The organism is Candidatus Endoriftia persephonae, from assembly GCF_023733635.1.
GTDB classification, from domain to species: Bacteria; Pseudomonadota; Gammaproteobacteria; order Chromatiales; family Chromatiaceae; genus Endoriftia; species Endoriftia persephonae.
Genome location: NZ_CP090569.1, coordinates 3019223 through 3038182, shown reverse-complemented (window position 1 = coordinate 3038182; position 18960 = coordinate 3019223). Strand labels below are relative to the sequence as shown.

The window sequence follows — 18960 nt, the reverse complement described above, 5'->3', positions numbered from 1 at the left end:
CAGCCTCCCATGCAGAAAGAACCCCAGATTGGCTTTATCAGCCTCGGCTGCCCGAAAAACCTGGTCGATTCCGAGGTCATCCTCAGCCGCCTGCGCGCCGAGGGCTACCAGATCTCCCCCAGCTACGATGGCGCCGACCTGGTGGTGGTGAACACCTGTGGTTTCATCGATGCGGCGGTGGAGGAGTCCCTCGACGCGATCGGTGAGGCGCTGCGCGAGAATGGCCGGGTCATTGTCACCGGCTGTCTCGGTGGTGATGAGGCACGCATCCGCGCCGCCCATCCGCAGGTGCTGGCAGTGACTGGAGCGCACACCTACGACGCGGTGCTGGAGGCGATCCACGCCGAGCTGCCGCGCCCCCATGAGCCCTTCGCCAACCTGCTGCCCTCCAGCGGGGTCAAGCTGACACCGCGCCACTACGCCTATCTGAAGATCTCCGAGGGGTGCAACCACCGCTGTAGCTTCTGCATCATCCCGCAGCTGCGTGGTGATCTGGTAAGCCGGCCGCTGGCCGAGGTGATGGGAGAGGCGCAGCGGCTGGTGGAGGCGGGGGTGCGCGAGCTGCTGGTGGTCTCCCAGGACACCAGCGCCTACGGCCTCGACACCAAATACCGGCCCGATTTCTGGCAGGGTCGGCCACTGACCACCCGCATCCATGATCTGGCCGCCGCCCTGGGTGAGCTGCCCGCCTGGGTGCGGCTGCACTATGTCTATCCCTATCCCCACGTGGATGATCTGATCCCGCTGATGGCGGAGGGGCATATCCTGCCCTATCTCGACATGCCGCTGCAGCACGCCAACCAGCGGGTGCTGCAGGCGATGAAGCGGCCGGCGGCCAAGGAGCGGGTGCTGGAGCGGATCCAGCGCTGGCGCACCGAGTGCCCCGAGCTGGTGCTGCGCAGCACCTTCATCGTCGGCTTCCCCGGCGAGACCGAGGCGGAGTTCGAGGAGCTGCTCGCGTTCCTGCGTGAGGCCCAGCTCGACCGGGTCGGCTGTTTCGCCTACTCGCCGGTGGCGGGGGCCACCGCCAACCAGCTGCCTGGCGCCCTGCCGGATGAGATCCGCGAACAGCGCCGCGCCCGCTTCATGGAGGTGCAGTCGGCGATCAGTGCCGAACGGCTCGCTGCCAAGATCGGCTCGGAGATGATCGTGTTGGTGGACGAGGTGAACGAGAAGCAGCTGATCGCCCGCGGCCCGGGAGATGCGCCGGAGATCGATGGTCGGGTGATTATTCCCGGCAGCTGGGAGCTGGATCCGGGTGAGTTCATTGAGGTGAGGATTACCGGCGCCACCGCCCATGATCTGAAGGCGGAACCGGTGGATTTCGAGGAGTAAGTGGGGAAAACAGAGGCAGATCCCCCGCCAGCTCAGTTGCGGGAGTTAGATGCTGTTGGGGGACCAACTCTGTGTGGCGTCCATGTCATTTGCCAACCATCTGCAGGGCTGGATTCCAAAAAAGTGCGCCCGCGATCGGGCTTTATGCAGCTGTTTCTCTCATCCCGAGCTGAGGTTGCCAGTCGGGATGAGATCAGGCCAGAGGCTCTTTAGAACGCAGAACCGCTGCTCTTGCCCATACTGCGCAGCATGCTGGCCAGTGGGCAAAAGCCGGTGAAGGCGGACTGCAACAGGTTGAGGCCGACAAACGCGGTGAAGTAGAGCCAGTAACCGGAATGGAAGATCGGGCTCTCTGCCACGCCCAGCGCCAGGCTGAGCAGGATAGCGAAACCGGCGAATGCGAGTACGATGCGATCGATGTTCATAATCTCTCTCCGAAAAAAGATAGTGGTGCCGCATCGAATTACACCGCGGCAGGAAAGCGCGAAATATTAGAGTGATCTAATATTCAAGTCAAGGGTGAGGCAATGTCACAGCAGCTCGACACACAGGCAAGGCTCATTGAAGCGCTGCAGCAGCCAGCGGCCTACCCCCATCCGGTAGGGCAGGTCGAACATATTGAGACCCACATCTCCCACCTGCTGCTGGCCGGGGCGTTCGCCTACAAGATCAAAAAGCCGGTCGACTTCGGCTTCCTTGATTTCTCAACCCTGCAGCGGCGCCACCATTTCTGCGAGGAGGAGCTGCGCCTCAACCGTCGCCTCGCGCCGCAGCTCTACCTGGCGGTTGTCGCTATCCGCGGCACGCCGGAGCAGCCACACTTTGATGGCGACGGAGCGGTGCTGGAGTACGCGGTGAAGATGCGTCGCTTTGCGCAATCGGAGCTGCTCGACCGGCAGCTGCCCGATCTGGCGCTCTGCGAGCTGCTGGCGCGAGAGCTGGCGGCGTTTCACCAGCAGCTTCCCGCCTGTGATCCGCACACCGCTTACGGCACCCCCGAGCGGGTGGCGCAGCCGATGCTGGAGAACTTCGAACAGATCTGCTCTGTGCTCGATGCCGTGCCACTGGCGCAGCGGCTCGATCGGCTGCAGGCGTGGATCGGGGAGCAGCTACAGAAGCTGCGGCCTGAGTTGCAGAAGCGCCGCGCCGACGGCCATATCCGCGAGTGCCACGGCGACCTGCACCTAGGCAACATCACCCGTTTTCGCGGCCAGCTTTGCATCTTTGACGGTATCGAGTTCAACCCCGCGCTGCGCTGGATCGACAGCCTCAGCGATCTAGCCTTTCTGTTGATGGATCTGCACCACAAGGGGCTGCAGGGTGAGGCGGCGGTCTGTCTCGACTGCTATCTGGCTGAGACCGGCGACTATCAGGCGCTGCCCCTGTTGCGACTCTATCTGGTCTATCGCGCTATGGTGCGGGCCAAGGTGACCACGCTACGGCTCGCCCAGGAGCGACCGGGGGCGGCTGATTGGCAGCAGAGCCGGGCAGAATTCGAGAGCTATCTCGAGCTGGCGGAGCGGCTCTGCCAACCCGCCAAACCGCTGCTGATGATCAGCCACGGCCTGTCGGGCTCGGGCAAGAGCCACTTCAGCGGGTGGCTGGTGCAGCATTGGCCAGCGATCCGGCTGCGCTCCGATCTGGAACGCAAGCGGCTGTACGGGCTGCAGCCTGCTGAGCACAGTAGCTCAGGACTGGCCGGGGGAATCTACACAGAAGCCGCGGGGGAGGCGACCTATGTGCGGCTGGCACAGCTAGCGGAGGTGATCGTCAGGGCCGGCTACAGTGTCATCGTCGATGCGACCTTCCTGCAACGTGAGCGGCGTGAACACTTTCGGCAGCTGGCCAGGCGGCTCGGTGTGCCGTTCCTACTGCTCGACCTGCAGGCCCCGCTCGAGCTGTTGCAGCGGCGCATCGTCGAGCGCCAGCGCCAGGGAGAGGATGTCTCGGAGGCCGATCTGGCGGTGCTGCAGTCGCAGTGTGCCAGCGCCGAGCCTCTCGACGCCGCCGAGCGCCGCTCTGCGTTGGCGATTGACAGCCGACAGTTCCCGCCAGAGGGGTTGCTGCAGCGGATCACCGAGCAGCTGAATCGAGATTCGGATTAATCGGGGTGCAGTCCCAACCAGATCAGGAGCACTATCCATGCGTTTTCCCCAATTGGCAATGGGTCAGCGGTTTCGCTTTCAGGGCCGAGTCTTCACCAAGAGTGGGCCGCTCACCGCCCGGGAAGAGGGCAGCCAGAACAATCAGTTGATGAGGAAGTCGGCGGAGGTGGAGCTGCTCGATAATGCAGCGCCGCAGTCGGAGAAGCCACAGGGCCAGTTGCAGCGCCAGCAGCTTGAGAGTGCGATGCGCTCCGGTCTGGCGCGTCTCCGCCAGAGTGCGGAGCAGGTCGCCGAGGTGGATGGGCGGATGCCGGTAGAGAGGCTGCTGTTGTTGGTGGAGGCGGAACTGGAATCGATCCTCAAGGATCTCAGCTGACTCGCCTCAGCCAAGCACGATTAGGGCCACCCCAGCGACCATCACCGTGCCTGCCAGCAGATGGTGGCCGAGTCCGGTTTCGCGGAAGATCCAGGCGCCGTAGAGGATGCCAAACAGTAGACTGGTGCGCTTCACCGCGATCATGTAGGCGGTCTCCACCTGCTGCAGAGCGAGGAAGTGGGTCACCAGCATCAGCGCCATTAGCCCGGCGGTGAGCAGCACCGGCCACAGCTGGCGGCGGATCCGGCAGAGGGTGGAGCGCGCCTTCAATCCCAGCAGCGGCAGCAGCGCCAGCCCCACCAGCACAAAATAGAAGGGGCCGAATAACCCTGGTTCCATGTACTGCATCGCTCCTTTGCCGGTTACCGCGGTGAAGCTGTAGATGAAGGCGACCACCAGCATCAGCAGCGAGCCAGGGTGGCGCAGGATCGCCCGTAGCGGCTCCAGCCAGCTGCGCCAGTTGTTGCCGTCGGCCTCGTCGAAGTTGAGCAGCCAGGCCCCCGCCACCACCAGCAGGATGCCCAGAAGACCCTGGCCGGAGACCCGCTCGCCAAGCAGCAGATAGCCCACTAGGATCACAAACACCGGCGTGAAGGCAAGGTAGGGCAGGGTCAGTGACAGCGGGTAGTCGCGGATCGCCTTCATGTAGAGCAGCATGGCAAGGATCTCCAGCGGCACCGCCGCCAGCACCCAGCCCCAGAAGGCCGGTGGTAGCGCGGGGAATGGCTGCAGCAGCAACAGCGGCGAGACCAGCAGTCCGGCCAGGGAGAGGCGAATGAAGGCCAGCTCGCGTGCCGAAAAACCGCCCAAGCGCGCCTTGGTCAGGGCGTCCGCTGAGGCGAGGGCGAAGGCGCAGAGCAGGGTGAGGGGGAGCCACTCCATCGGGTTGATGCCTGTGTGCGATCAGTTCGAGCCGTGGACCAGCGCTGCCGCCTCGGCGATCAGCGCGGCGCCAGCCCCGGGCTGGTGGGCCTGCTCGCTGAGCAGACGTCGCCAGGCCCGCGCGCCGGGGCAGCCGTGGAATAGGCCGAGGATGTGGCGGGTGATGCGGTTGAGCGGGATGCCGCGTTGCAGCTGTTGCTCGACAAACGGCATGAACCGCTCCAACACTTGATGACGGCTCAGTTGTGGCTGGTTGTCGCCGTAGATGCGGCGGTCTGCTTCCGCCAGGATCCAAGGGTTGTGGTAGGCCTCGCGACCGATCATCACGCCGTCGAGCCCCTGCAGCAGCTGCTCGGCCAGCGTCAGAGTCTGGATGCCGCCGTTGATGGTAAAGCCCATCTCGGGGAAGTCTTGCTTCAATTGTTGCACTATCTCGTAGCGCAACGGCGGCACCTCGCGATTCTCTTTCGGACTCAGCCCCTGCAGCCAGGCCTTGCGGGCGTGGATGATGAAGTGGTCGCATCCCGCTCCGATCTGAGCTGCGACGAATCCCTGTAGCGCGGCGTAGCTGTCGTTGTCATCGATGCCGATGCGCGTCTTCACGGTGACCGGGATGGAGACCGCCTCCTTCATCGCCCGTACACAGTCGGCCACCAGCTCAGGATGGGCCATCAGGCAGGCGCCGATCATGCCGTTTTGTACCCGGTCTGAAGGGCAGCCGACATTGAGGTTGACCTCATCGTAGCCCGCCGTCTCGGCCAGCCGCGCCGCCTCGGCAAGCTCCGCCGGGTTGCTGCCGCCGAGCTGAATTGCCACCGGGTGCTCGCTGATATCAAACTCGAGGAACCGCTCTGCATCGCCGTGCAGCAGCGCGCCAGTGGTGATCATCTCGGTATAGAGCAGGGTGTGACGGCTGATCAGCCGGGCAAAGTAGCGGAACAGGCGGTCAGTGTAGTCCATCATCGGGGCGATGGAGAGGCGGCGGTTTGGCTGGAGTGAGTGCTGTGGCATTCCCGGATTCTACAAGAGCCAGCGGGAAGATGGTGTGGCTTTACCCCGTTGATATCCTGGTAAGTTAAGATTTTCGGCTGCTTAAAATGGAATAACATCCATGCTTATAAAATCCCCCATCGCAATTGGAGCGCAGGTCGTCACTGCAGTCAGGCAATGAAAATGCTTTTTCTATTGGTGTTGCTCAGCCGTAACGGAGCAGGTGATATCAACGCATCATTCGTTAATACACAAAACTTTGCCCAATGTCAGCAGAAGGCGTTGCTGGTCAAGGGGATCTTTCTATCGGCACAGATCCCAGTCGTCGAGAGCCGCTGTATCAGCAGTGAGTTGCAGTTTTCAGAGTTTGGGCACGCCACATCATCTGGTATGCCCCGTCACTTCTATCTGGTCCGTTTCAACAGCGAGGCCGTCACCATTCGCCCGATCGCCGATTGGCAGAGCTGCATGGCGATGCAGCAGCGTGACACCGGGCCGGGGCGGCTCTACTGCAGCAGTTCTATCCAGTCGTTAGGGAGCCTCTGATTAAGTCTGGACGAAGTGGATTGTGATTCAGAATTTTCAGATTCAAGGCGCAAATCGCCCGTAAAGCTACCGCTCCCTGCTCACGCGCCTCCCCGACATCCCTGTCGGGGATAGCTGGCTATTGCGAACGACGGCATGGATGCAGGAGGTAGAACAACGCATGGAGCCGTTGCCGAGATTTGCCACGCAGAAGCTGGATATTCTGGGCACAAGATACGCGTTCATGACTTGATCAGAGGCTCCTTAGAGCGTTAATCCATGCCCAACCTGTCTTAATTGGCCGCGGGTGGTGTGATAGAAATGTGAATGATTCGTGATGGCATCTCGATCTGCTGCTTCCATACTTTTGTCTAGATCCTGACCAATCACATCATAGGAGGAGAGATGATGAGAAGCGCGCTGTTGTATGGGGTGATGATACTGATCCCGTTGCTCTACGGCTGTTCCGAGTCGATTGCCGGAAAACCGCTCGAGATGCAGAAGATGGACGACAAACTGGAGCTGGCGACCTTTGCCGGCGGCTGTTTCTGGTGTGTCGAATCGGATTTCGAGAAGCTGGAAGGGGTGCAGGAGGTGATCTCCGGTTACACCGGCGGTAGTGTCGACCAGCCAAGCTACGAAGCGGTGTCGGCTGGTGGTACCGGCCATCTGGAGGCGGTGCAGGTCTACTACGATCCGCAGCGGATCAGTTATGAGACGCTACTGGAGGCGTTCTGGCGACAGATCGACCCGACCGACAGCGGCGGGCAGTTCGTCGACAGGGGCGAGCAGTATCGTTCGGCGATCTTCTATCACAACCCGCAGCAGCAGGCCGCGGCGGAAAAGTCCCGTGCTGCGCTGGCCAGCTCGGGGCGCTTTGATCGCCCCATTGTGACCGAACTGCAGGCTGCTTCCAGGTTCTGGCGGGCTGAGTCCTACCACCAGGACTACTACAAGAAAAATTCGCTGCGCTACAAGTTCTATCGCTACCGCTCGGGGCGTGATCAGTTTCTGCGCAAGACTTGGGGGGATGAGCTGCACCCGGTTACCAGCAGCCACTCGAAGTACCGCAAGCCAGACCAGGCCGAACTGCGCCAGCAGCTGACGCCGCTGCAGTTCAGAGTAACCCAGGAGGAGGGCACCGAGCCGGCTTTTGACAATGAGTACTGGGATGAGAAGCGCGAAGGTATCTATGTCGACCGGGTCAGCGGCGAACCGCTCTTCTCCTCCCACGACAAATATGACTCCGGCACCGGCTGGCCCAGCTTTAGCCGGCCGATCAATGATGCAGCGATCGTCGAGCAGCAGGACTACAAGCTGATTATCCCGCGTACTGAGGTGCGCAGCCGCTATGGCGACTCGCATCTTGGCCACCTGTTCGACGATGGTCCTGAGCCCACCGGCAAGCGCTACTGCATCAACTCTGCCTCACTGCGGTTCGTCGCCAAAGAGCAGCTTGTCGAGAAGGGTTACAGTGAGCTGGAGGCGCTGTTTCGCGAGTGATTCGTATGGCAGCGTCACTGGCGGTGCGATCACTCTGGGATCGACTCTTGCCGCCAGTGGCTTTCTGTCCAGTGGTCTCAACCAACCCGATCCTGAACCGACTGCTGTAACCGAAAGTCCTGCCTCACAGCGGGTGACGCATCTCAAAATCCTCCTGGAAGCACTGCTCCAAGATACCTCTCGGTGATCATCGCACTGCCTAGCAGCAGCCAGTCAGGGAGCTTCAGCTGGCGGGCCGGGCTGTCCTTGCTGAGTGATCCGCCAGGGCCAGCCGATGAACCTGTTGGATGGCTTCATGATAAATCTCACACAATATGTTGTGGTCAAGATGCAATAATTGTCTATATATTGTGTTCACAACTATTGTTTGAGGAGATGGAAGATGACCGCAGGCATCGCCAACAGCCCGCTCTACTTACCGACCAAGGTACGCAAGCGCGACGGTAGCGAGGTCGATTTTGATCTCGACAAGATTAGAACGGCGATCCGCTTGGCCGGTCAGGCCAGTGGCGAGTATGAAGATGCTGAGGCGCAGCTGCTCACTGCCCAAGTGTTGAAGGTGCTGACCCACACCGGGTACCGCGAGCATGTGCCCGATATTGAGCGTATCCAGGATATCGTCGAGCAGGTGCTGATCAGCTCTAACCATCTGAAGACTGCCCGCGCCTACATCGTCTATCGTGAGCAGCACAAGAAGCTGCGTGAAGATCGCCGAACCCTGGTGGATGTCTCAGCCTCGGTGAACGAATATCTGGATCAGGCTGACTGGCGGGTCAACGCCAACGCCAATCAGGGCTACTCCCTGGGTGGGTTGATCCTCAACAGCTCGGGCAAAATGATCGCCAACTACTGGCTCAATCATGTCTATCCGCCTGAGGCGGGAGAGGCGCACCGCGAGGGGGATATCCATATCCATGACCTCGACATGCTGGCCGGCTACTGCGCTGGTTGGTCGCTGCGCACCCTGCTCCACGAAGGGCTCAATGGGGTGCCGGGCAAGGTGGAGGCGGGACCGCCGAAACACATGTCTTCCGCCGTGGGGCAGATCGTCAACTTTCTCGGCACCCTGCAGAACGAGTGGGCCGGGGCGCAGGCCTTCAGCTCCTTCGACACCTACATGGCCCCCTTCGTGCGCAAGGATAAGCTCAGTTACGCGCAGGTGCGACAATACATCCAGGAGCTGATCTACAACCTCAATGTGCCATCGCGCTGGGGCACCCAGACCCCCTTCACCAACCTGACCTTCGACTGGGTCTGCCCGGAGGATCTGCGTGAACAGGTGCCAGTGATCGGCGGTGAGGAGCAGTCCTTCAGTTATGGTGATCTGCAGGCGGAGATGGATCTGATCAACCGCGCCTACATCGAGGTGATGACCAAAGGTGACGCCAAAGGGCGGGTCTTCACCTTCCCGATCCCCACCTACAACATTACCCCCGACTTTCCCTGGCAGAGCGAAAACGCCGAGCGGCTGTTCGCGATGACCGCCAAGTATGGCCTGCCCTACTTTCAGAACTTCCTCAATTCTGAGTTGAAACCGAACATGGTGCGCTCCATGTGCTGCCGCCTGCAGCTCGACCTGCGCGAACTGTTGAAGAGAGGCAATGGCTTGTTCGGCTCGGCGGAGCAGACTGGCTCGCTGGGGGTAGTCACCATCAACTGTGCGCGCCTGGGATACCTCTACAAAGGGGATGAGGCCGCACTAATGCAGCGGCTCGACGAACTGCTTTGCCTCGCCCGCTCCAGTCTGGATATCAAACGCAAGGTGATCCAGCGCCACATGGACGCCGGCCTTTTCCCCTATACCAAGCGCTATCTAGGCACTCTGCGCAACCACTTCTCCACCATCGGGGTGAACGGTATCAACGAGATGATCCGCAACTTCAGCGCTGATCAGCACGACATCACCAGCGAAGCGGGCAGCGCCTTCGCCATCCGTTTCCTCGACCATATCCGGGAGCGCATGGTTGAGTTCCAGGAGCAGAGTGGCAACATGTACAATCTGGAGGCCACCCCGGCGGAGGGTACTACCTACCGGTTTGCCAAAGAGGACCGCAAGCGCTGGCCCGAGATCCTGCAGGCCGGCACCCCGGAGCGCCCCTACTACACCAACTCGTCGCAGCTGCCGGTAGGCTTCACCGACGATCCTTTCGAGGCGCTGGCCCGCCAGGAGCCGCTACAGCAGAAATATACCGGCGGCACCGTGCTGCATCTCTACATGAACGAGCGCATCAGCAGCACCGAGGCCTGCCGGCGACTGGTGCGGCGTTCCCTGGAGCGGTTCCGCTTGCCTTACATCACCATCACCCCGACCTTCTCAATCTGCCCGACCCACGGTTACCTCAGCGGCGAACACGAGTTCTGCCCGAAGTGCGATGAGGAGGCGATCGCCCACAAACAACAGGAGCAACACAGCCATGTCCACCAATAAGATCGAACTGAAAGACGAAGAGAGAACCCGCTGCGAAGTCTGGACCCGAGTCATGGGCTACCACCGTCCAGTAGCCGCCTTCAACCCGGGCAAAAAGTCGGAACATGCCGACCGTGTCTGTTTCCGGGAACAACCGCAACAAACAGCTGATGTCCGGATCTGAACTCACCCTCCGGGTGGGCGGTCTGACGCCGCTCACCACCGTGGACTACCCGGGGGAGCTGGCGGCGGTGATCTTCTGCCAAGGTTGCCCCTGGCGCTGCCACTACTGTCACAACCCGGACCTTCTGCCACGCCAGGGCGAGCAGCAGATCCCGTGGGATCAGATTCTCGCCTTTCTGCAGACCCGCCGGGGCCTGCTGGATGCGGTGGTCTTCAGTGGTGGCGAGCCGACCCTGCAGCGAGGGCTGCCGGATGCTATTGGGCAGGTGAAGGCGATGGGCTTCAAGGTAGGGCTGCATAGCGCTGGCCCCTATCCTGAACGGCTGCGGGAACTGCTGCCACTGCTCGACTGGATCGGGCTGGATATCAAGTCCTTGCCGGAAGATTATGCTGGACTGACCGGGGTCAGGCGGAGTGGTGAGCGGGCTTGGGAGAGTGCAGCTCTAGTGATCGAGAGCGGCCTGCCGCATCAGATCCGCACCACCCTGGATCCGGCCCTGTTCACTGAAGCCAAGCAGCAGAGGCTGTTAGACAGACTGCGGCAGCTCGGCCCGCTCAAGCACTCTTTTCAGGTCTGTAACCCTGTGGTGTCGATATAAACAGGTGGGTGCTCAAGTGGACTCCCCGGCCAACTGCTCAGTGAATTCGCTGGCGGGTTTTGGCTTGCTGAAGTGATAGCCCTGCAGATAGTCACAGCCAATATCGTCAAGGAACTTGGCCTGCTCAGCGGTTTCGACTCCCTCCGCGATCAGTTTCAGCTCCAGGCTTTGGGCGATGGCGACGATCGCCTCCACCAGCGAGGCATCCTCCTGGTCATCGGGCAGGTCGCTGACAAAAGCGCGGTCGATCTTCAGGACATCCACCGGGAAACGCTTTAGATAACTGAGCGAAGAGTAACCGGTGCCGAAGTCGTCGATCGCCAGCGCCACCCCTAGTGCCTTGAACGACTCCAGCCAGGTGACTGCCTCTTCGGTATCCTCCATCAACAGGCTCTCGGTCATCTCCAGGGTCAGCAGGCTGCTGTCGAGGCCGGTCTCCTGCAGGATCAATTCGAGTAGTTTGGCGGAGAGCCCCAGCTCCCGCTGGCGGCTGGAGATATTGACCGCGATCTTCAAGCCCGGCTGCTGGGCCTGCCAGAGTGCTGCCTGGCGGCAGGCGGTGCTCATTACCCATACGCCGATCGGGCCGATCAGCCCGGTCTCTTCAGCCAGAGGGATGAACTGGTCGGGTGGGATCAGCCCCTGATCGGGATGGTGCCAGCGCAGTAGCGCCTCCATGCTGACCAGCCTGCCATCTGTGGCACTCACCACCGGCTGATAGTGCAGCTCCAGCTCATTCCGCTCCGGGGCTCCGCGTAGATCCTGTTCCAGATGCTGACGGATGCTGACCTGCTCCTGCATCGCAGTGGTGAAGAACTGGTAGCGGTTGCGGCCGGTCTCCTTGGCGCGATACATCGCCATGTCGGCGTTGCGCAGCAGGGTGTCGGAGTCGCTGGCATCATCGGGAAACAGGGTGATGCCGATGCTGGCGCCGATGATGACCTCACGACCGGCCAGCAGAAAGTAGCGGGAGAGCTTTTCGATGACCTTGTCGGCAATCTGGGCGGCATCGTCGGCCCCGGAGATGTCCTGCAGCAGAATGATAAACTCGTCACCGCCGAAGCGCGCCACCGTGTCGCTCTCCCGCACGCAGGATTTCAGACGTTCAGCGGCATGTTGCAGCAGTTCATCGCCCATGACATGGCCAAAGGTGTCGTTGACGATCTTGAACTGGTCCAGGTCGACGAACAGCAGTGCCAGTTCCCACGCTTCACGTTCGGCCGAATTGATGGCATGGGTGAGTCGGTCGAGCAGCAGTGAGCGGTTGGGCAGACCGGTGAGGGCGTCGTAGTTGGCCTGAAAGCGGATCTGCTGTTCGCTCTCCTTGCGCTGGGTGATGTCGGAGAAGACGGCGATGTATTCCGAGACCGTTCCGTGTTCAGTACGGATGGCGGCGACCGAGAGCCACTCTGGGTAGATGCTGCCATCCTTGCGCCGGTTCCAGACTTCTCCCGACCAGGATCCCTGCTGTTTGACCGAGACCCACATCGCCTTGTAGAACGCCTGGTCGTGGCGGCCTGAGCTGAGCAGGCGCGGGTTTCGCCCGATGACCTCTTCTGCTTGATAGCCGGTGATACGGGTAAATGCCGGGTTGACGGTCTTGATGCGGTTGTCGGCATCGGTGACCATGATGCCTTCTGTGGTGGTTTCGAAGACCGTGGCATTCATGCGCAACTGCTCTTCAGCGCGTTTTTGGGCGGTGATGTCCTCTTTGACGGCGATGAAGTGGGTGATCTCGCCCCCCTCGTTACGTAGTGGAGAGATTGACGCGGACTCCCAATAAATCGTGCCGTCCTTGCGTTTGTTGTGGAAGGCGCCACGCCACTCCCGACCGGCTTTGATGGTCTCCCAGAGCTCTTTGTAATCCTCGCGGGATTTGTCACCGCTCTTGAGTATTCTCGGGTTCTTTCCGATCGCCTCCTCAGAGGAGTAGCCGGATATCTGCTCGAACTTGGGGTTGACGTACTCGATGGTGCCCTCGGTATCGGTGATCAGGACCGATGCCGGGCTCTGCTCCAGGGCGCGGCTCAGCTTACGCAGCTCCAGCTCAGCCCTTTTCGTTTCTGTGATGTCGGTGCGTACACAGACTAGCCCCCCCTCCGAGGTGGGATTGTTGCTCGCCAGATACCATTTTCCCTGATCCAGGCGCTCCATGAAGAGATGGAGCGGCAGCTGTTCATGGATGGGCTGGCCATCCATATCGGCCTGTTGTAACTGCGAGCCGTTCTGCTCCTGGATGGTGGTTAGTGCCAGACCTTGGGTGAGCTGTTTGCCAAGCCAGGGGTAGAACATACGGTAGCGTTGATTGTGCAGCACCAGTCGTCCTTTAGCATCGAACAGGGCGAATGCCTCGGAGAGACTCTCGACGCCATCGTGCAGATGCTTCAGCGCGGTCTCTGCGGTCAGCCGGGCCCGTTCAAGTTTGCTCAGCAGCCACCACAGGCTGGTCAGTAGCACGGTTAGCGCCAGCGCCAGCAGCATGCTGATCTGCTGAGTGTGTCGCCGGTCACCGGTGCGATGTAGTTCATAGACATCGTGCAGATAGTCAAAGCGCTGCTGAGTCTGGATGGCGATGAAGCGTTGTTTCAAACGGTTGAGTCGTGACAATCCCTTGAGGATGGCTCGCATGTGAAACAGAATGTTGCGCAGGACTTTCTGCGGCTCCCCTTGGGCTTCTGTCTGCTGTTGCAGCCTGTCGATCTGCTGCTCGATCTGCTGTAGCCGGGTCGTGCTAGAGATGAGGTAGTAGATGTAGAGCTGATTGAGCAGCTGCAGAACCTCCTGGTAGTGCTTGCTATTGGTGGCCTCCAAGCCTTTGGCCGCCAGCGGCAGATAGTGAATGCCGTTGCGTACCACGGCGGCCTCTGACTTGATACGCTCAAGTAGTTGCAGCTTCTCTTGCATCGACTCCCAATAGGCGTCGAGGGCACCATCCACCAGCTGATCCATGCTGCCGTAGAAGCCTTTCGATGGTGACCCGAGTCTCTCCTTGAGGCGGCGCAGTCGGTTGGTGGTCTCCACCAGGGGATCATACTGAACCAACAGGAAGGAGGTGATCCGCAAAACATCCCGATCGAGACGGGCATCGAGTTCCTTCAATTCCAGCAGCATATTAGATTGCTGAGCATGGTGCTGGGCGCCGCCGTTCCAGCTGGCGGCATAGAAGATAAGGATGCTTGCGATGATCAGCAGGCCCGCCAGCATCCAGCGTGAAGCAGGACGAACTGGCATCATGGGTGCAACCTGGGGTGGTTGCCCACCAGGGTGTGGAGAAAGGCAACGATTGCCTGCACATCCTTTGGTGGGATCTCCCGACCCAGCTGGTAGAGCCCCATGATCCTGACCGCCTCCTCCAGGGTCTTGGCGCTGCCATCATGGAAATAGGGTGGGTTGATCGCTGTCAGCCGCAGACAGGGCACCCGGAACAGGTGTTTGTCCTCCTCCAGGCCGGTGATATTGAAACGCCCCATGTCTGCCTGGGTAAGTGGTGTGCCGCGGTCGGCAAAGTAGTCCCCCATCGCCCCCATGTAGCCATACATGTTACCGCCGACGTTCATGCCTTGGTGGCAGCTGATGCAGCCGTAGTCTTTGAACAGCAGATAGCCTTGTAACTCATGTTCATTCAATGCCTTCTCGTCACCGCGTAGCCACTGGTCGAAGCGGGAGTTGAAGGTGATCAGCGAGCGTTCAAAGGTGGCAATGGCATCTTTGATGTTGGCTGAGGTGATGCCGTCGGGGTAGCTCTTCTTGAAGGTGCGCGATAGTTTGGGGTCGGCCTGCAGTTTTTTGATCACATTCGGCCAGCTGCTACCCATCTCCAGCGGATTGTGCACCGGTCCCTCTATCTGCTCCTCCAAAGTAGCGGCGCGCCCATCCCAGAACTGGACAAAGTGGAAGCCGCTGTTGAAGACCGTGGGGGCCTTGATCCTGCCCAGCTGACCGTTGATGCCGGAAGATGTGGCGCGATGGTCGCTGCCGCCGGTAGCCAGGTTGTGGCAGTGGGCGCAGCTGATGGTGTTGTTGCCGGAGAGGCGTGTGTCGTGGAACAGGAGATCCCCCAGCGCGACCTTGTCGGGATTCAGATCGATCGTTAGGGGTAGAGGGCGGATCGGTTCGTTGCGGTCAGACCCGATAGCAGGGGTGCCGGACACCATCAGGATGAACAGTGGCAGGATCACGCTTTTTAATCGATTGAATCTGCAGGTAGCCATGGTGATTGATGGAGCCTGGGCGTTTTTATTCGGCTGGTTGCGAAGCAGAATGTGAATGTAAATCCATTTAACAGCCGGTTAGCGGTTTAATGAAGACCTTGGCGTTGCGCTGATAATTGTAGAGCGCCTGACGCTGCATCGGCAGTGTCTGGATCTCGGCCGCCTCGAAGCCCCGCTCGCGGAACCAGTGGGCGGTCCGGGTGGTGAGGATGAAAAGTTGATGGATATTTTGCGCCGCTGCCATTTTCTCCATCTGTTCGAGCAGCCGATCGCCGCGACCGCCGTCCCGGTAGTCGGGGTGTACCACGACGCAGGCCAGCTCCGCCATCGATTCCTTCGGATAGGGGTAGAGCGCGGCGCAGGCGACGATCATGCCGTCTCGCTCCATCACGGTAAAGTGGTCGATCTCGGTCTCCAGCAGCTCCCGTGAGCGCCGCACCAGAGTGCCGTTGGCCTCCAGTGGCTCGATCAACTCGAGCAGGCCGCCGACATCGTCGATCTGGGCGGTACGGGTCGTCTCGTAGGGTTTCGCGGTGATCAGGGTGCCCACGCCGTCGCGGGTGAAAAGCTCTTTCAGTAGCGCGCCGTCGAGCTGCCGCTCAAGCAGATGGATGCGTTTGACCCCGCTGCGACAGGCGCTCACCGCTCCCCGCAGGTGTTGGCAGAGATCCTCCGCCAGCGGCCCCTGTTGCGCCAGCAGGGTGTCGATCTGCCGCGGGATCGCATGGGTGATTGCTCTGCCGTCGGTATCACTCAGCCCCTGGCCCTCCACCAGGCTGATCAGCTTGTCGGCGCCTAGGGCGATGGCCACCGAGGCGGCCACGTCGGCGGCGCTCAGGTTAAACACCTCGCCGGTGGGGGAGTAGCCGATCGGTGGTACGATGGCGATGGCGCCGCTGTTGAGGCGCTGCTGGATTGCCTCCGCATCGACCCGCCGCACCTCGCCGGTGTGGCAGTAGTCGACTCCGTCGCGCACCCCGATCGGCCGGGCGGTGACGAAGTTGCCAGAGGCGGCGCAGATGCGAGCCCCGGCCATCGGTGAGTTGGCCAGCCCCATCGAAAGCAATGCCTCGATCTCCACCCGCACTGTCCCGGCGGCCTCCTTGACACAGGTCAGCGCCGCATCGTCAGTGACCCGTAGGCCGTTGATGTAGTGCAGCTGGGTACCTTGCGCCTGCAGCCGCTGTTCGATCTGCGGGCGGGCGCCGTGCACCAGCACCAGACGGATACCCAGCCCGTGCAGCAGGGCGATGTCGTGGATCAGATCGGCAAAGCCGCTACTGGCCACCGCCTCGCCGCCGAAGCTGATGACAAAGGTGCGACCCCGGTGGGCATGGATATAAGGGGAGGAGCCGCGGAACCAGGCGATAAAGGGGTCTGATTGTGGGGATCTCTCGGCCATTGGCGTAACAGCTTGTCTATAAACAGAATCTTCCGATCAGCGACTCTATCAGTTTGATCGCTGGGGCGATATGTTCAAGCGGCAGATACTCATCCGGCTGGTGTGCCTGAGCGATATGGCCGGGGCCGCAGATCACTGTTTCCATGCCCATGCTGTTGAGATAGGGGCCCTCGGTGCCGAAGGCGACTGCGCCGGCGCTTTGCCCCGTCAGGCTCTCCACCGCCCGGACTATGGCCGCCTGGGCCGGGGTCTCCAGCGCAGGGATGCCGTCGAACACCGGCTCGAGCTGCCACTGCAGCTCGCTGCCGGCGAGCAGCCGCTCCAGCCGCTGCGACAACTCGTCGCGCAGTTCACCAAGTTGCATGCCGGGCAGCGGGCGCAGATCGAACTGCAGTTCACATTGGCCGCAGATGCGGTTGGGGTTGTCGCCGCCGTGGATGTGGCCCAGGTTGAGAGTGGGCACCGGCACGGCGAAGGCGGGGTTGTGGTAGCGCTGCTGTAACTCGCTGCGCCAGGCCATCACCTCGCCGATCACTTTGTGCATCCCCTCCAGGGCGTTGACCCCCAGGGCTGGGTCGCTGGAGTGGCCGGAGCGGCCGGTGAGGCGCACCGACTCCATCGAGATCCCCTTGTGCATGCGCACCGGTTTGAGCCCGGTAGGCTCGCCAATGATGGCGTGGCGTCCCAGCTGGCGATGCAGCTCGACCAGCGCCTTGGCACCGCACATGGTGCTCTCTTCGTCGGCGGTGGCGATGATCGTCAGCGGCTGCTTCAGCCGCTCCAGTGGGACCTGCTTCAGCGCCTCGATCACCACCGCAAAGAAGCCTTTCATGTCGCAGCTGCCGAGGCCATAGAGGCGGCCGTGGCTCTCGCTGATCTTGAGTGGATCCCGGTTCCATTTGCCCTCGTCGAAGGGCACGGTGTCGGTGTGGCCGGAGATCACTAGTCCCTCTGGGCCGGAGCCGCGGCTGGCGATCAGGTTGAATTTACCGTCACAACCCGGCACCGGCAGGATCTCGATCTGGAAGCCAAGAGGTTCGAGCCAGCCGCTGAGGTGTTCGATCACCTGCTGGTTGCCCATATCCCACTCGGGGTTGACGCTGCTGACCGAGGGGGCTGCGATCAGCGCCCGGGCCAATTCGATGAATTTGGGTGTGGTCATGGGTTGATTCTGGAAGGCCAGTCCCACGCATGCAAGCCAAAAAGGTATGCTTTGCTCTTTTGCATAGGGAGAGCGGGGCATGCGGATGCACTACGAAGAGATTGAGCTGAGCACCGGCACAGGGGTGGCACTGCACGATATCACGCTGCAGTTGCAGGATCTGTTGGCGCGCCAGGGCCTGCAAAATGGCTTTCTGCTGGTGTCGAGCCAGCACACCACCACCGCACTCACTATCAACGAAAACGAGTCGCGCCTGCTCGATGATCTGCGGCTGTTTCTGCATCGTCTCGCGCCGCCGGGGGATGCCTATCTGCACAATGACATCCATCTGCGCGATTGCCCGCCGGGTGAGCCAAAGAATGCCCATGCCCATCTCGGTGCGATGATGCTCGGCTCCAGCGAGGCGATCCCGGTGGAGCAGGGTCAGCTGGTGCTGGGGGAGTGGCAATCGCTGATGCTGGTGGAACTGGATGGTCCGCGGGAACGCAGGGTGGCGGTGCGGCTGGTGGGAGAGTGATCCCGATGTTGGATTGGCGCGATGCCGACGCCTATAGGTTTGCGGCTGAACTTGATGCCGGCGGCTGGGCCTGGGAGTTCCTGCGCCGCAACCCTGACTATCAACAGGAGTGGCAGGCGTTCATCACTACCTGGCGGGCGCTGGAAGCAGAATATGGGCGGGCGCCGAACCGCGATTTCTGTGCCTGGAAGCGCGATCCACGCGCCTGGCTGGCGGCGGCTGAGTGTGAGGAGGGCGACTGCCGTATCGACGGCGACAAGGTGTTGATCGAGTGCGCCCTGGGCGCCCGTTGGGGTTTCTATAAATTCCCGCCGGATCCGGCGGCCGACGCGGTGGTGCAGCAGGAGCGGCTCGCCTGGAGGGCGGTTGAACTGCCCACGCACCTGCAGTCAGCAGATGAGCGACCGGACTCGGGTCAGGTGGCGCTGGTGTTCGATCTGCAGCTGCCGCTGGCCGCTCAGCTCGAGCAGGCCAAACGTCTGCTGCAGATCGAACAGCGCCGGCAGATCAAAAAAGCAAGCCTGTTGCCGCCACGTATCGCCGCCCATGGTCCTCGTTTGACCCGGATGCTGCAGCTGCTCGACGGGGCTCAGGCAGGTGCGGAGCCATCCCGCATGGTGCAGGTTCTTGGCTTTGATTCCGTAGAGGCGTTGGATCACGCCCTGGAGGAGGCGAAGCAGCTCCGCGACGGCGGCTATCGTCGCCTGCTACTGCTCGATTGAGCTAGGCCCTTGCGTAGTGGACAACTCTCTGTTTTGCTATG

17 protein-coding genes are annotated in these 18960 nt (G+C 61.3%); 10 read left to right on the top strand and 7 right to left on the bottom strand.

Annotated elements, in window-relative coordinates; all coding sequences use genetic code 11:
• The first annotated feature begins 9 nt into the window (after window positions 1-9).
• The gene (gene rimO / locus L0Y14_RS13660; protein WP_005965654.1) at window positions 10-1335 is read left to right on the top strand and encodes a 30S ribosomal protein S12 methylthiotransferase RimO; all 1326 of its coding nucleotides are present in this window, start codon (window positions 10-12) and stop codon (window positions 1333-1335) included.
• A 209-nt stretch (window positions 1336-1544) separates the two neighbouring features.
• Here rimO and L0Y14_RS13655 read toward each other — a convergent pair whose 3' ends face one another.
• Window positions 1545-1760 carry a YgaP family membrane protein gene (locus L0Y14_RS13655; RefSeq protein WP_005965650.1) on the bottom strand — a complete coding sequence of 72 codons (216 nt, stop codon included), beginning with the start codon at window positions 1758-1760 and terminating at the stop codon, window positions 1545-1547.
• 102 nt (window positions 1761-1862) lie between these two features.
• Here L0Y14_RS13655 and L0Y14_RS13650 point away from each other — a divergent pair, with 102 nt between their 5' ends.
• Together L0Y14_RS13650 and L0Y14_RS13645 are read left to right on the top strand one after the other, a co-directional pair.
• The gene (locus L0Y14_RS13650) at window positions 1863-3440 is read left to right on the top strand and encodes a bifunctional aminoglycoside phosphotransferase/ATP-binding protein (protein ID WP_005965648.1); all 1578 of its coding nucleotides are present in this window, start codon (window positions 1863-1865) and stop codon (window positions 3438-3440) included.
• A 37-nt stretch (window positions 3441-3477) separates the two neighbouring features.
• Window positions 3478-3816, top strand: coding sequence for a hypothetical protein (locus tag L0Y14_RS13645; protein ID WP_005965646.1), 339 nt, complete (start codon window positions 3478-3480; stop codon window positions 3814-3816).
• 6 nt (window positions 3817-3822) lie between these two features.
• Here the strand turns inward: L0Y14_RS13645 and L0Y14_RS13640 are convergent, their stop codons facing one another.
• Together L0Y14_RS13640 and dusA are read right to left on the bottom strand one after the other, a co-directional pair.
• Window positions 3823-4698 (bottom strand): DMT family transporter, encoded by an 876-nt coding sequence (locus L0Y14_RS13640; RefSeq protein ID WP_251859215.1) that lies wholly within the window; start codon window positions 4696-4698, stop codon window positions 3823-3825.
• A 21-nt stretch (window positions 4699-4719) separates the two neighbouring features.
• Entirely contained in the window at window positions 4720-5661 is a 942-nt protein-coding gene (gene dusA / locus L0Y14_RS13635; protein WP_305790650.1) for a tRNA dihydrouridine(20/20a) synthase DusA, read from the bottom strand.
• 204 nt (window positions 5662-5865) lie between these two features.
• Between dusA and L0Y14_RS13630 the strand changes: the two genes are divergently transcribed.
• From L0Y14_RS13630 to L0Y14_RS13610, 5 genes are all read left to right on the top strand, one after another.
• On the top strand, window positions 5866-6234 hold the full coding sequence (locus tag L0Y14_RS13630) for a hypothetical protein (RefSeq protein ID WP_040820033.1): 369 nt from the start codon (window positions 5866-5868) through the stop codon (window positions 6232-6234).
• Between the two features lie 384 nt (window positions 6235-6618).
• A complete protein-coding gene (gene msrA / locus L0Y14_RS16720) occupies window positions 6619-7716 on the top strand; it encodes a peptide-methionine (S)-S-oxide reductase MsrA (protein WP_305790609.1) in 1098 nt (365 codons plus the stop codon).
• A gap of 382 nt (window positions 7717-8098) precedes the next feature.
• The gene (locus tag L0Y14_RS13620; protein WP_006475609.1) at window positions 8099-10144 is read left to right on the top strand and encodes a ribonucleoside triphosphate reductase; all 2046 of its coding nucleotides are present in this window, start codon (window positions 8099-8101) and stop codon (window positions 10142-10144) included.
• A complete protein-coding gene (nrdD, locus tag L0Y14_RS13615) occupies window positions 10131-10307 on the top strand; it encodes an anaerobic ribonucleoside-triphosphate reductase (RefSeq protein ID WP_006475610.1) in 177 nt (58 codons plus the stop codon). The genes L0Y14_RS13620 and nrdD overlap by 14 nt, the downstream gene beginning before the upstream one ends.
• Complete coding sequence (locus tag L0Y14_RS13610; RefSeq protein WP_050799412.1) at window positions 10294-10905, top strand: anaerobic ribonucleoside-triphosphate reductase activating protein; 612 nt, start codon at window positions 10294-10296, stop codon at window positions 10903-10905. Before nrdD ends, L0Y14_RS13610 begins: the two co-directional genes overlap by 14 nt.
• Window positions 10906-10917: 12 nt before the next feature.
• On the opposite strand, the gene L0Y14_RS13605 is transcribed toward L0Y14_RS13610, so the two are convergent.
• From L0Y14_RS13605 to argE, 4 genes are all read right to left on the bottom strand, one after another.
• Window positions 10918-14139 (bottom strand): EAL domain-containing protein, encoded by a 3222-nt coding sequence (locus tag L0Y14_RS13605; protein ID WP_050799413.1) that lies wholly within the window; start codon window positions 14137-14139, stop codon window positions 10918-10920.
• Window positions 14136-15116, bottom strand: a complete 981-nt coding sequence (locus L0Y14_RS13600) for a cytochrome-c peroxidase (protein ID WP_040820036.1) — start codon at window positions 15114-15116, stop codon at window positions 14136-14138. Before L0Y14_RS13600 ends, L0Y14_RS13605 begins: the two co-directional genes overlap by 4 nt.
• Before the next feature lie 67 nt (window positions 15117-15183).
• Complete coding sequence (gene argA, locus L0Y14_RS13595; protein ID WP_005964157.1) at window positions 15184-16518, bottom strand: amino-acid N-acetyltransferase; 1335 nt, start codon at window positions 16516-16518, stop codon at window positions 15184-15186.
• 16 nt (window positions 16519-16534) lie between these two features.
• Entirely contained in the window at window positions 16535-17680 is a 1146-nt protein-coding gene (gene argE, locus L0Y14_RS13590) for an acetylornithine deacetylase (protein WP_251859213.1), read from the bottom strand.
• Between the two features lie 79 nt (window positions 17681-17759).
• Here argE and L0Y14_RS13585 point away from each other — a divergent pair, with 79 nt between their 5' ends.
• Both L0Y14_RS13585 and L0Y14_RS13580 read left to right on the top strand, forming a co-directional pair.
• On the top strand, window positions 17760-18197 hold the full coding sequence (locus tag L0Y14_RS13585) for a secondary thiamine-phosphate synthase enzyme YjbQ (protein WP_005964151.1): 438 nt from the start codon (window positions 17760-17762) through the stop codon (window positions 18195-18197).
• A 5-nt stretch (window positions 18198-18202) separates the two neighbouring features.
• The gene (locus L0Y14_RS13580) at window positions 18203-18919 is read left to right on the top strand and encodes a transcriptional regulator domain-containing protein (RefSeq protein WP_006475616.1); all 717 of its coding nucleotides are present in this window, start codon (window positions 18203-18205) and stop codon (window positions 18917-18919) included.
• The last annotated feature ends 41 nt before the right edge of the window (window positions 18920-18960 follow it).